The sequence below is a fragment of the Cohaesibacter sp. CAU 1516 genome, assembly GCF_005771485.1.
GTDB classification, from domain to species: domain Bacteria; phylum Pseudomonadota; class Alphaproteobacteria; order Rhizobiales; family Cohaesibacteraceae; genus Cohaesibacter; species Cohaesibacter intestini.
On the sequence record NZ_VANT01000004.1, the window covers coordinates 173,722 to 186,471 of the forward strand.

At 56.8% G+C, this 12,750-nt stretch carries 10 protein-coding genes and 1 pseudogene; 6 read left to right on the plus strand and 5 right to left on the minus strand.

Going from position 1 to position 12,750, the window contains the following annotated elements; all coding sequences use genetic code 11:
- Positions 1-100: 100 nt before the first annotated feature.
- A complete protein-coding gene (locus FDK21_RS12400) occupies positions 101-511 on the minus strand; it encodes a helix-turn-helix domain-containing protein (protein WP_138148750.1) in 411 nt (136 codons plus the stop codon).
- 68 nt (positions 512-579) lie between these two features.
- On the opposite strand from FDK21_RS12400, the gene FDK21_RS12405 reads away from it, so the two are divergent.
- Positions 580-1,812 (plus strand): MFS transporter, encoded by a 1,233-nt coding sequence (locus tag FDK21_RS12405; protein ID WP_138148751.1) that lies wholly within the window; start codon positions 580-582, stop codon positions 1,810-1,812.
- Here FDK21_RS12405 and FDK21_RS12410 read toward each other — a convergent pair.
- The 3 genes from FDK21_RS12410 to FDK21_RS12420 all read right to left on the minus strand — a co-directional run bounded on the left by FDK21_RS12410 (position 1,805) and on the right by FDK21_RS12420 (position 3,548).
- Positions 1,805-2,491: an MIP/aquaporin family protein gene (locus FDK21_RS12410; RefSeq protein WP_138148753.1), complete on the minus strand. Its 687-nt coding sequence runs from the start codon at positions 2,489-2,491 to the stop codon at positions 1,805-1,807. The two genes, FDK21_RS12405 and FDK21_RS12410, sit on opposite strands and share 8 nt — an antisense overlap.
- Positions 2,491-2,997 carry an arsenate reductase ArsC gene (locus tag FDK21_RS12415; RefSeq protein WP_246657568.1) on the minus strand — a complete coding sequence of 169 codons (507 nt, stop codon included), beginning with the start codon at positions 2,995-2,997 and terminating at the stop codon, positions 2,491-2,493. The genes FDK21_RS12410 and FDK21_RS12415 overlap by 1 nt, the downstream gene beginning before the upstream one ends.
- Positions 2,998-3,089: 92 nt before the next feature.
- Positions 3,090-3,548, minus strand: a complete 459-nt coding sequence (locus FDK21_RS12420) for a metalloregulator ArsR/SmtB family transcription factor (protein WP_246657569.1) — start codon at positions 3,546-3,548, stop codon at positions 3,090-3,092.
- Positions 3,549-3,894: 346 nt separating this feature from the next.
- Between FDK21_RS12420 and ppdK the strand changes: the two genes are divergently transcribed.
- Together ppdK and FDK21_RS12430 are read left to right on the plus strand one after the other, a co-directional pair.
- Positions 3,895-6,600, plus strand: a complete 2,706-nt coding sequence (ppdK, locus tag FDK21_RS12425; protein WP_138148757.1) for a pyruvate, phosphate dikinase — start codon at positions 3,895-3,897, stop codon at positions 6,598-6,600.
- A gap of 18 nt (positions 6,601-6,618) precedes the next feature.
- On the plus strand, positions 6,619-6,948 hold the full coding sequence (locus tag FDK21_RS12430; protein ID WP_114009874.1) for a hypothetical protein: 330 nt from the start codon (positions 6,619-6,621) through the stop codon (positions 6,946-6,948).
- On the opposite strand, the gene FDK21_RS12435 is transcribed toward FDK21_RS12430, so the two are convergent.
- Positions 6,942-7,949, minus strand: a complete 1,008-nt coding sequence (locus tag FDK21_RS12435) for an MBL fold metallo-hydrolase (protein WP_171022066.1) — start codon at positions 7,947-7,949, stop codon at positions 6,942-6,944. The genes FDK21_RS12430 and FDK21_RS12435 overlap by 7 nt on opposite strands.
- 406 nt (positions 7,950-8,355) lie before the next feature.
- Here FDK21_RS12435 and FDK21_RS12440 point away from each other — a divergent pair, with 406 nt between their 5' ends.
- The 3 genes and pseudogenes from FDK21_RS12440 to FDK21_RS20945 all read left to right on the plus strand — a co-directional run.
- Positions 8,356-8,991 (plus strand): LysE family transporter, encoded by a 636-nt coding sequence (locus FDK21_RS12440; RefSeq protein WP_138148761.1) that lies wholly within the window; start codon positions 8,356-8,358, stop codon positions 8,989-8,991.
- Between the two features lie 82 nt (positions 8,992-9,073).
- On the plus strand, positions 9,074-10,024 hold the full coding sequence (meaB, locus tag FDK21_RS12445; RefSeq protein WP_210238767.1) for a methylmalonyl Co-A mutase-associated GTPase MeaB: 951 nt from the start codon (positions 9,074-9,076) through the stop codon (positions 10,022-10,024).
- A gap of 2,225 nt (positions 10,025-12,249) precedes the next feature.
- A pseudogene (locus FDK21_RS20945) lies at positions 12,250-12,702 on the plus strand (cell wall hydrolase); the annotation flags it as partial.
- Positions 12,703-12,750: the final 48 nt, after the last annotated feature.

Here is a 12,750-nt window from a genome sequence, read left to right on the forward strand (position 1 = left end):
GTCACTAAGCCCGAGGCGCGCGGCCGGGTCAACCATTCGGGACCGGTGGGACATTGCGTCGCAGGGTTAGTAGCTATGCGCATAAACCGGAATCCCGGTCCTATGTCTTCCTAGCGGGATTGCGTTTGCCTGCAATGCGCACCATCCGCTTGAAGGTCTGGCATTCCATGTGGCTGGGGGCCGGACAATCGGCAACATGGCGCAAGGCATTGCTGAGCGCGGTCATGTGTTTGATCTGTTGATCAAGGGCATCTGCCCGGGCATGTAGCTCGTCACGCGGCAGGTCCGGCTGGCCTTCCGGGCCAAACATTCTGGCTATGTCCTCAAGAGAGAATCCGGCGCTCTTGCCAAGGGCGATGAGCGATAACTGGGTCAGCACGCGCGGCTCATATTGTCGCCTGAGCCCGTTGCGTCCGACGCTTTCGATCAGGCCGATTTCTTCATAATAGCGCAGTGTGGACGAGGGCAATCCAGTTTGTTCGGAGACAGTGCCGATATCGAGAAATTTCATGCTTGACCTCAAGTTGACTTGAACTTGTAGCCTGCCATCGAAGACCAATTCATGCAAGAGGACGTGTCATGACAATAGCCTATCCAGCCCACTCGCCATCCCTTGCCTGCGACCCTCGCGTCTGGGCCTTGCTGTTTGCCGCCAGTCTGACGACCATGGCCAATGCCACCATCGCCCCGGCGCTGACCGGGCTGGAAGCCGCCTATGGCGATCAGCCCCATGCAGCCCTGTTGATCCGGCTGTTGGTGCCAGCACCATCTCTATCGATCATCCTCTTTGCATCCATGGCCGGCATGGCGGTGGATCGTCATGGACGCAAACGAGTGCTGATGCTCGGGCTTGTCCTGTTCGTGCTGGCGGGACCTGCCGGTTATTTCCTTGAGGATCTATCGCTGATCTTTGGCAGTCGGTTGCTGCTGGGGGTGGGCGTGGCTCTGATCATGACGGCGCAAACAACAATTGTTGGAGATCTGTTTACAGGCTCCCGTCGGGCCACGCTCAATGGTTTGCAGATATCAGCACGGAACCTTGGCGGTCTGGTCTTTATTGCGCTGGCCGGATGGCTGGCCGGACTGTCGCCACACCTGCCCTTTCTGGTCTATGGGCTGGCGATTCTGCTCTTGCCACTGGTGGCGCTCAGCCTGCATGACATCAGCTCAGCTCATCAGAGAGAAGACGGCGCGGCGCACAGGCCGCACACCGATCCACAAGAGAGGGACAGCGAAAGTGATCATGCAGGCTGGTTCGGGCAATTGCTGGCATTGGCGACCTTGCAAGGCTTTACCAGCCTGTGCTTTTTCCTGATGCCAACCCAGTTGCCCTTTTACCTTCAGGATCTGGGCTATGACAGCGGCGCGATGACCGGCATTCTGCTTGCCGTGCTGATGTTCTTCGGAGGGGTTGCTGCGCTTTGGTATGGCTGGCTCAAGCGGCGCGTCCCTTATGTGATCGTCTTTGGCAGCGGCTATGCCCTGATGGCGCTCGGCATGGGGCTGATGGCTTTGGATGGAGGCGTGTGGGGGCTTGCATCGGGTGCGGCAAGCGTCGGGTTTGGCTTTGCTCTGGTGATGCCCAATTTTGTCACTCTGATGCTGCAACTGGCGCCGGAAAGCCATCGCGGGCGGGCCAGTGGCATCCTCAGCACATCAATCTTTCTCGGTCAGTTGCTCTCACCCTTGGCCAGCATGCCGGTGATCGCCGCCTTTGGCTTTCAAGGCGCGTTCGGGCTGTTTGGGGTTATATTGGCGCTTGTGGCGGGCATCGCTTTTGTTCAGGCCTTGCGCCTCTCTTTGCCTAGATAACGTCCGAGACGGTGTCCTTGTCCTCTTCGAGCAGCAAGCGGCTGACAACAAGGGCAAGGACCGCACCCACAATCTGGCAGAGAATGAAGAGCATCGCGTCCTGAGGTCGAATGCCCGCAAAGGTGTTGGAAAAGATCCGAGCGATCGCGACCGCAGGATTGGCGAAGCTGGTCGAAGACGTGAACCAGTAGGCCGCGGTGATGTAGAGCCCGACAGCTACCGGAATGGCCTCTGGTCTGGAACGCAGGCAAACAAGGATCGTCAGCACCAGACCGACAGTCGCCGTGATTTCGGACACCCACTGGCTGGGGCCGGTGCGAAGTTTCTCCGAGATCTGGAAGACATTCAGCTCAAACATATAATTTGCCAGCCAACAACCCAGAATGCCACCAAGAATCTGGGCTGTCACAAAGGCCCCGGCTTTGGAAAGGGCCAGTTCCTTGCGCAAGGTGAAGACCAGCGTCACTGCTGGATTGAAATGCGCACCGGAGATCGGCCCCAGCATGGTGATCAGGACAAACAGGATCGCCCCGGTGGGAATGGTGTTGCCCAGAAGGGCAATGGCGACATTTCCGCCTGCCAGATTTTCCGCCATGATGCCGGAGCCAACGACGGTGCAGACCAGCGCTCCGGTGCCAAGGCACTCTGCTGCCAGTTGCGCTCTGTTGCTCGATGCCATTAGCGCGGCCCTCCGGTTGCGCCAGAAAAGCTGCCAATATCGGCCATGGCAACGGCTATTTCTTGACGGGACATCTGTTCAATTGGCAACGAGACAAAGCGGCCAATCCGGTCGGACATTTGCGCATAAGCGGTGAGAAAGGCCAATTTCATGTCCTTGTCATCACCGGAGGCGGCTGCCGGATCGGGAATGCCCCAATGGGCGGTGGCGGGTTTGCCGGGCCAGATTGGGCAGGCTTCGCCTGCTGCATTGTCGCAAACTGTGATGATGTGATGCATCTGAGGTGCAGTTTCCGCAGCGAACTCATCCCAACTCTTGGAGCGAAAGTCAGAAAGGTCGAACTGCTGGCTTTGCAGGAGACCCAACGCCCATGGGTTCGGCTCGCCCTTTGGCTGGCTGCCGGCGGAAAAGGCCGTGAAGCGCCCTGCACCAACCCGGTTCAGAATGGCTTCTGCCAGAATTGACCGGGCTGAATTGCCGGTACAAAGGAAAAGAATGTTCTGCATCATCTTGGTTCCGAAAAAGGGTGGTCCGCCATTTGGGCCAACCCGGACTGTCATCATTGTTGTGTTTTGTCTTTTCGCTCAATCAGCGCCAATCAGGCAGGCGAGCTGGCACCCAGGCGCAAGCTCTCCAGCAGACTCTTTGGCATGCAGGCCTCGGGCATGGCGTTGCAGCAGTCATCCAGTAGGAAAAGCAGCAGGTTGCTAAGGCTTTCCGGCACGATCCGGTAGGTGATGTTGCGCCCTGAACGCTCAGAAGTAATCAGTCCGGCACGACTGAGGATCGCCAGATGGGTCGACAGGGTGTTGTGCGGGGTGCCCAGATGTTTGGCCAGTCCCCCTGCCCCGATCCCCTCGTCTCCCGCCACCGATAGAAGGCGGAACGCTTTGAGCCGGGTTTCCTGTCCAAGGGCCGAGAGGATCATCAAAGCCTGCTGCTGCGCAACCAGGGCATTTTCTTCACGACAGTCCGCCTCAAGGCGCGCTTGATCCACGAGGTCTGTCTGCGCGGCCTCATTTGCTGTCTTGGTTGCCTGTCGTTGGCGTTCTGCCATCTTGTTGCCCCACCATTTGCGATCGTTTTGTCGACATTTATCGACGATTAATGACAGTCCCATGACAAAAGCAGACGGCAAGGCCTGCATCCCCGTCTTGATGATCGCAGCATCTGGCCTATTGGAGAGATGCGGATGAGGGCAGTTTGTCATATTGCATTGCAGCAATCGCTTGACTATAGTCACCAATCCGCAGCTCTGCCCCGAGTGTTGCCGCCAACCTTGCTTGTGCACGACCAAGGCCAAACCTGGCGAAACCGGCAGAAAAAAGAGAATTTCACGACTTTCGTCTTGATCTGGTCGGTCAGGCGGGTACACAAGTCTCGGAAGCAGAGAGGAATGTGGCATGGGTCAATCGACCAACGGGCCGACCAACGGGCCGACCAAATGGGTCTATAGCTATGGCGGTGGGCAAGCCGACGGGCGCGCTGACATGCGTGCGTTGCTCGGCAGCAAGGGCGCGCATCTGGCTGAGATGAGCAATCTGGGACTGCCGGTGCCACCGGGCTTTACCATTACCACCGCGCTCTGCACCCATTATCTGGCCACCGACCATTCCTATCCAGATGACCTTGGACCACAGATCGAAGAAGCGCTTGAACGGCTGGCACAGCTGTCCGGGCGGCGCTTTGGCTGCATCAAGCAGCCGTTGTTTCTGTCTATCCGTGCGGGCGCTCCGGAAACCATGCCCGGTATGATGGAGGCAATTCTCAATCTTGGCCTGAATGACGAAACCGTCGAGGTCCTGGCGAAAGAGACCGATAATGCGCGTTTTGCCTATGACAGCTATCGCCGCTTCATCCAGATGTATGGCGACATGGTGTTGGGCATCGATCAGAATGAATTCGAGGATATTGTCGAAGAGGTCAAGGACGAGCGCGCGCTTTTCTATGATACCGAACTGAGCGCCGACGACTGGAAAGGCATCATTGAGCGCTACAAGGCGCTGATCCTGCAGGAACTCGACGAGCCGTTTCCGCAAGATGTTCGGGCGCAATTGTGGGGCGCGATCGGAGCGGCCTGTTCCTCTTGGATGAGTGCGCGGGCCATCACTTATCGTCGGGTCCATGATATTGCCGAGGATTGGGGCACAGCAGTCAATATTCAGGCGATGGTGTTTGGCAATCTGGGCGAAAGCTCGGCCACGGCCGTCGCCCATACCCGTGATCCGGATACCGGCGAAAAACGCCTGACCGGCAAATATCTGCTCAATGCGCAAGGGGAAGACGTCCTTGAAGGCAACCGGACGCCGTATGAATTGACGCTGGACGCCCGGCTTGCCAATGGCTCACCAGAGCCGAGCATGGAAGAATTGATGCCTGAGCCCTTTGCCCGCTTCCGGGCAATCTGCGACCAACTGGAGCATCATTATCGCGACATGCTGGAGCTGGAATTTACCATCGAGGGTGGTCAGCTGTGGATCCTGCAGAAGCGCACCGCCAAGCGAACCTCCAAGGCAGCGCTGCGGATTGCGGTCGATATGGCGCTCGAAGGACTGATCTCCAAGGAAGAAGCCGTGATGCGGGTCGATCCGCGATCACTGGACGAATTGTTGCATCCAACTCTGTCGGAAAGCGCCGAACGGATCGTCATTGCCAAGGGTTTGGCAGCCTCACCGGGCGCAGCGTCGGGCCATCTGGTCTTTGAGACAAAGGATGCGGAACTCTTTACCAGCAATGGCAAGAGGGTCATTCTGGCACGAACAGAAACCAGCCCTGAAGATGTGCACGGCATGCATGTGGCGCAAGGCATTGTCACCGCCCGTGGCGGCATGACCAGCCATGCGGCTGTGGTTGCCCGCGGCATGGGCATTCCCTGTGTCAGCGGTGCGGGCATGATCCGCATCAACTATCAGGATGAAACCCTGACCGTTGGCGCAGAAGTGATGCACAAAGGAGATCTGATCACCCTTGACGGGCGCAGCGGCGAGGTGCTCAAGGGCGAAGTTCCGATGGAGAAGCCGGAACTGACCGACGAGTTTGCCACCCTGATGGAATGGGTTGACGGCATCCGTCGCCTCAAGGTGCGCTGCAATGCCGAAACCGTTCAGGATGCGAAGGCTGCACGGGATTTTGGTGCAGAAGGCATTGGCCTTTGCCGCACAGAGCATATGTTCCTGCAGGAAGGCCGAATTTCGGTGATGCGCGAAATGATCATCGCCACCGACGCCCATGATCGCGAACGGGCACTGAACAAGCTTCTGCCGATGCAACGGGCCGACTTTGCCGCGCTGTTTGAAACCATGGCAGGCTTCCCGATCACCGTGCGTCTGCTCGATCCTCCATTGCACGAATTTCTGCCAAGTGAGCCAGGTGATATCGCCAAGGTGGCGCGCGCTGTAGGGGTGGCCGAGGATGTGCTGGCCAGTCGGATCCACGCATTGCATGAGTTCAATCCGATGCTTGGTCATCGCGGTTGTCGCCTTGCCATTTCCTATCCCGAAATGGTAGAAATGCAGACCCGCGCCCTGTTTGAAGCTGCCCTTGAGGCTGCCGAGAAAACCGGCAATCCCGTGCAGCCGGAAATCATGGTGCCCTTGGTCTCAATCAAGGAAGAGCTGGAATTCGTCAAGGCGCGTATCGATGCCACTGCCAAGAAGGTGATGAAGAAAAGCGGCAAAGAATTGAGCTATAAGATTGGCACAATGATTGAGCTGCCTCGCGCTGCCTTGCAGGCCCGCAAGATCGCAGAATCTGCGGAATTCTTCTCCTTTGGCACCAACGATCTGACCCAGACCACCTATGGCATCAGTCGCGATGATGCGGCGCGCTATATCTCGGATTATTTGCGGGCTGGTGTGGTCGAGCAGGATCCGTTCATCTCGATTGATGTGGATGGGGTTGGCGAATTGATGGAAATCGCCGTCGAGCGGGGTCGTTTTGCCCGGCCAGATCTGACGATTGGAATTTGTGGTGAGCATGGGGGCGAACCGGCTTCAATCGACTTCTGCGAAAAGATCGGGCTTGATTATGTCTCCTGCTCGCCTTTCCGCGTGCCCATTGCCCGTCTGGCGGCCGCGCAAGCGACGCTGAGACGGCACCAGCGGACGTGAGCCTTACGGATTGAAACCATGGCCGAGCAAGATCTTGTAGGCAAAAAACTGTTTATCAGCCTCACCTATGTCGATGCAGACGGCAAAGTCATCGACTGGCTGGAGACCCATGGCCCGATTACCGAAATCCAGTCGGACAATGTGATCATCGAGCAGGCCAATGGTGAGGGACTGATTGCCATTCCCAATGACCCGGAAGGCATGGAGATCGCCGAGGATGGCGAGTGCCAGATGATCGAGAGCGGGGCAATTGTAGAGGTGGACTATATTTCGTCCTGGACGATCCAGTTGGATCCGTCCGATCCCTTAAGCCTGCTGGATGACAGTCAGTTCGCGACCCTTCACTGACCGGGCGACCAAAGCGGTCGACTCTCACCAATTTTGAAAATCACGCCTTCAGAGCGGCCTTTTTGGCTGGCCATTGCAGCCTGAAAGGCCGCTTTTTGTGTGCGCCCCGTTTCTTCGGACAGGGCATAAGTGCCCCAATGGCTGGCAATGATCTTGCGGGCCCCCATCTTGCGGGCGATGCCAATGACGCCGCCGGGTGTTGTGTGAAAGGCGCGATTGAAGTGCTGCGGCTGGTAGCCACCGACAGGCACGATGGCGACATCGACCGGCCCGTAGCGACGGGCAATGGATTCATAGACGCTGCCAAGTGCAATATCGCCCGACAAATAGAGCTTGCGCCCGTTGTGGCTCAGAACATAGCCCCCCCATAGGGCTGTATCGAGGTCGAATGGCGGACGCCGGACACCATGAATGGCGGGCACAAAATCGATCCCAACAGCCCCGAGTTGCCGCCTGTCGTACCATGCCACTTCATTGATAGGGGTATGTTTGATAGCCCTCATCATACGTGCAGTCCCTTCGGGCACGATGATCTGCATGCGGGGAAATTTCTGCCTCAACATCTTCAGGCTGGTCAGATCAAGATGATCATAGTCCGCATGGGTGATCAGCACCGCATCAAGACGATCAAGCCCCAGAATCGGATCGCGCCAGTTGGGCAGGGTTGGCACAAGGCGTCCAATGGCAGCAGGCGACAGGCCAATGCGGCGGGCAATGGTCGGGTCGGTCAGGATGCGCTTGCCGCCGATATTGATCAGAAAAGTTCCATGGCCGAACCATGTGAGACTGTCCGGCTGGAGCAGGGCTTGCCGGAACTGCTGATTGGCCGTCTCTTCGTCCATCACATGATGATCAGGCAATCCATCCTTGCCCGGATAGCCTCCGAAGAACAGCTTCAGGCTGTGGCGAGCCCAATCAAATTTGGTTGCGGTGGGCTGATAGGTTGCGCCGATATTGCGGTAGAGCGTTTCATCCTCATCCAGTTCATGCGGCTCGGCCACCCACGCTCTTGGCTTGAGCGCACCCTCCCCATGCGAGAGGGTTTTGCAGCCTGTCAGAGCCATTGCGGAAAACAGCAACAAGACAATTGAAAACCCGACATCTAGCCATGATCGGCGCGCCTCTGAAGAGGGCCAGCCGGGGACTGAGGGGAGCCTAAACATACAAAACCATCTCTAACAAAATATCCGGTCATCATACATTTTGGATCGAGATGAGCAATCCTGCACTTGTTCGGACCAGCGTGGAATATTGAAATCATCCAAACCCTATATGGACAAGGGGTTGCGCGTTCTTCTCGCTTCACGAAGCTAAAATTCAGCAATAATTATTGACTGCCTCACATTTTTTGACATAATTTATTGAAACAGAGAGAAATTCAGTCAAGTTAATCAATTGGACGGCAATATGATGGAAATATTCCTGAAAGGCGGATTGATCGGTCTGGCGATTGCTGCACCAGTCGGGCCAATCGGATTGCTTTGTATAAGGAGAACCTTGCGTGACGGGCGTCTGGTCGGACTGGCGACCGGGTTGGGGGCTGCCACAGCGGACGGGTTTTACGGACTGGTGGCAGCAACCGGGCTGGCCGTGTCCGGACTGTTGATCAGCCACGGAGACTGGATGCGGATCGGCGGTGGCTTGCTCATTCTTTATCTGGGTATTGCGAGCTTTCGGCGTGGCCTTGACGTCCAGCCGCATGATCCGGCCAAAGCACCCGCTGGGCATGCCCCATTGAAAGCCTATGGTACGACTTTTCTTCTCACCCTGTCGAACCCGTCAACCATCCTCGCCTTTGTCGGCATGATTTCAGGTCTGACCGTGGGGGCAGCGGCAGGGAAAGGGGCTGCTTACTGGCTGGTGTTCGGCGTCTTCAGCGGATCGGCGCTTTGGTGGCTGTTTCTGGTGTCGATGACAGCGATGATGCGCCACTTTGTGTCCGATGGGCTGATGCGGATGATCGACTTTCTGTCCGGTGCGATCCTTGCTGTCTGGGGGGCATGGATGGCTTGGCAAGGGAGTTCCGCCTTAAGCCTATGGTAGATTAGAAGCGCCTTGCCACATGTGCTAGAGGTTGAAGACAGCACATTTTCAAGGCCATTCCAGCAGCAGAGGTCAGACCCTCGTGGCAAAGCCCCACCCCCTCACGCTTGACAGCATCCGAAAAGGCGGCAAACGGGCTCTTGCCCGTGCCCTCAGCGACATCGAGGCCCGCGACGGCAGTCCGGATGTCGCCGCCTTGCTGGATGACGCGACCAGAGCAGCTGCAGCGCATGTGGTTGGGCTGACCGGACCGCCCGGCGTGGGCAAGTCGACCCTGACCAATGCACTCATTCGTCATTGGCGCGCCGCAGACCTGAGCGTTGGGGTGATTGCTGTCGATCCCTCTTCGAAATTCACCCGCGGGGCCTTGCTCGGCGACCGAACGCGGCTCGATACCGATCCAGGAGATCAGAAGATTTTCGTTCGCTCGATGGCGGCGCGGGATCGACTTGGCGGCCTTTCTCACGAGGCACTGGCTGCCATCGTACTGATGCGGGCCGTGTTTGATCGGGTGATTGTGGAGAGCGTCGGCATCGGTCAGTCGGAGGCGGACATTGCCTATGCAGCGGATACGATCATTTTGTGCATCCAGCCCGGCTCAGGCGACAGTTTGCAGTTCATGAAGGCCGGGGTGATGGAATTGCCCGATATTGTCGCGGTAACAAAGGCGGACATGGGAGCGCCTGCCCGGCGCGCCGCCGCAGATGTCGAAGGTGCTTTGTCTCTGGCCCTGCGCAAGGCGGAAAGCTGGAGCGTGCCGGTGCTGTTGGTCTCCGCCACCGAAGGGGAGGGTTTGGAAGCCTTGGTCAAAGCGGTTCAGCACCATTATCATCATCTATGTGAAGGGGGCAGACTGGCGAGGCAACGAGCGTCACAAACCAGAGCATGGTTGATTGACCGGATCCGCTGCAAATTCGGAAGTTTTGGCCTGACGGTGGTTGATGCAGATGCCGTTTTATCGCGATCCAATGGTCCCTTTTCCGCCGATTCAAATATTACAAAGACCCTTTCCGACCGTTTGACGGGTGCGTAAAAGACACGTCGTGGCGGCTCAGGTCCGAAATTCAGGCGGCAATACACGCCTATACACAAGAAATTTACATCACTCACAAGCGCGATTTGCCTATTTTCGTACAGTTGCAGAAATGACCGATTACGCCCGCAAATGCGTAGATATTCAGGCAACCAAGCAACCTAACAAGCGTTTAAATTGCACCTCTGATAGTCACAATCACATATGGAAATTTGCCATAATCTGATAACCCACCCCTAATAATGCACACTTTTCAGGTGATTTCATCGCCATTTCGAGCTAAGTTTGTCAAGTCTGCAGCAAGGCTCGGAGCTTGGCACCGCTTTGGCTCTTGGTGCCGTTTGGACATTCTGCGGGGACTGTTCTTCTTTCGCTCCTGATGTCGGAATTCTTTGCTGGTTTGAATCCGATATGTGAGCCGATATGCAGACACACTTGCCCGGGCCTATCATATAGGTCCGGGCATTTTTACGTCTGGACCACAGTCGCCTTCCTTCTGAGGCCTTCCCCCAAAACCCTCCCTCAGTCAGCGTATTTCATTCAGCATTCCTTTGACGACATTCCCTGCGTGCCTCTCATCAACGCGGCTTTGCAAATTGCATATGTGCCTTTTCAATTTTCAGAGATCCTTTCGCAGTCGTTAAGCAATGACGTCCCGATTCTGAACATCACTCCTGCTGGCAGCCCATCCTGAAAGCTCCCGGTTCAAATGCCGCTCAACCTCGTTACTGGATGGCGGGTGTGCGTGAGCCTTTATCCGCTCGTAGGAACACACGCCAAGCGGGATGCACCACGCCTCCTCGCTCGCCACGCCCTCGCCTTAATGTCCCCTTAAGAGCCTCCCGGTGGGAAAGAGCGGCGTTAACGCTCTTTCAAGGTTAATAGCGCATTATAACTCCAACGGGACCCGTGTGTCTTGGTGTTCCCCGGCTCAAACCGCCCTGTTTGGCGGCGTGAGTGTGTTGTGTAGTTGCGTTGTGTAAATTGGTGACAGAATGTCCAAAACCACGCTTGGCCAGAAGAGCCTTGGTCTTACCACCCGCATGTTGCTGGCATCCGGGCTGGTCCTTTCCATCACGCAATCTCTTGACGAAAGAGGCATGGCAGGCAAGTCTTTGGCCGAGCTTCGGCAGGAAGCATGGACAAAGGAAATTCTCGCAGGCCACACGCCGCGCTTGCGCGGTGGCGACAAGGACGTCCTTGCTTTTCAAGCGCGAGAGGATGAGTTGGTCACCGGATCGATGGTCTCCCGGTTCAGAACCAATGGTCCTGTTGAGCAGGCGTCACTGGATGGTGCCATTATCAAACTGGCGACGACCAGCAAAGGCGAGAGCAACAGCGACACGCAATTTGTAGATCCAACCGCAGCCATGCTCCCCGAAACGCTGGCAGTCGATCGCTCGGCCAAGGGCGCCCGGCGCCTGCGCTGGCATTGGGAACCTTATCGGGTCAGCCATGGCCGCCGCGCCATCGCTCTCAATTGGTCCGGGTCGGTCTGGACGATGAGTGGACCCTTTTCACAGGCCTCCCATGTCGAACTGCCCAAAGCAGCCTTTGCTCCTTCTGATGATCTGAAGCTGGTGATGGCGGACGCCTCTCGCTTCCTGTTGCCAGAAGTGATTGAACAAGCCCCGGAGATCCTCTTCGCCAGCAATAAGAGCAATGATGCCAAACAGCCTGTTCAGCAGATTGCTGCCACCACAGGCAATGAGAATACTGCGCTTGCCTATGCGCCCAATTCCGCCGATGGGCTGGATGCCCCCTTTGATGCGATCCTGACAGAACAGCGGACCGGTCGGATTCATGAAGACAATCAGGTGACCATTCTGGGCGCCGTAGAAGACCTCAATCGCCAGCTGGATGGCGACGAGACACCGGCCAAGTCTGCGCCTGCCGATGCCACGTCCGAGGCCGTGACCATTGCCACCCTGCCTCGCATGCGTGCACCGCGCGAGGAAGAAAACAAAGTGTCCCAGCCCCTTGATGTTACCCCTGTGGTTGCTGCTCTTGAGGCCAAGCACGAGGCCGCAATACAGCAAGAACAGACAGCTCAGACCAAGAATGAAGGCTTGACGCTGGCCAAGAGCAAGGCCGTACGGGCCGAGCTGCAACTGGCCTCTCTGTCCGGTGACAAGGATGTGGTCGAAGAGAAGAAATCTCCCTTCGCTAGCTGGTTCAACTTTTCAAGCAAAAAGAAGAAAGTTGCCAAGATCGATGCGCGTGGCGAGCATGCATGGGTCACCAATCCTCTGCCGAAATCCTCTTTCTCGAAAAAACAGAAAACCTGCCTTGCCAACGCAATCTATTTCGAAAGCCGGTCAGAGCCTGTTGCAGGCCAGACTGCGGTCGCACAGGTCGTGATGAACAGGGTGAAAAATCCGACCTATCCGAACACAATCTGCGGGGTTGTCTATCAGAACAAGCACCGTCGCAATGCTTGTCAGTTCTCCTTTGCCTGCGATCGCATTCCTGATCGCATCCGCTCGAAAGAAGCTTGGGATACCGCTTGGAAAGTTGCCAATCAGGTGGTCAATGGCGAGGTCTGGATGAAGTCGATCGGCTCTTCGACCCACTATCATGCCACCTATGTGCGTCCGCGCTGGGCACGCACCATGAAGCGGCTGAAAAAAATCGGCCTGCATGTCTTCTACAAGACCTATGGCGGCGGCTGGAGCTAAGGCTCCCCACAGGACCAGTCAGACGTTAAAAGGCGGATTGTTAGCAAT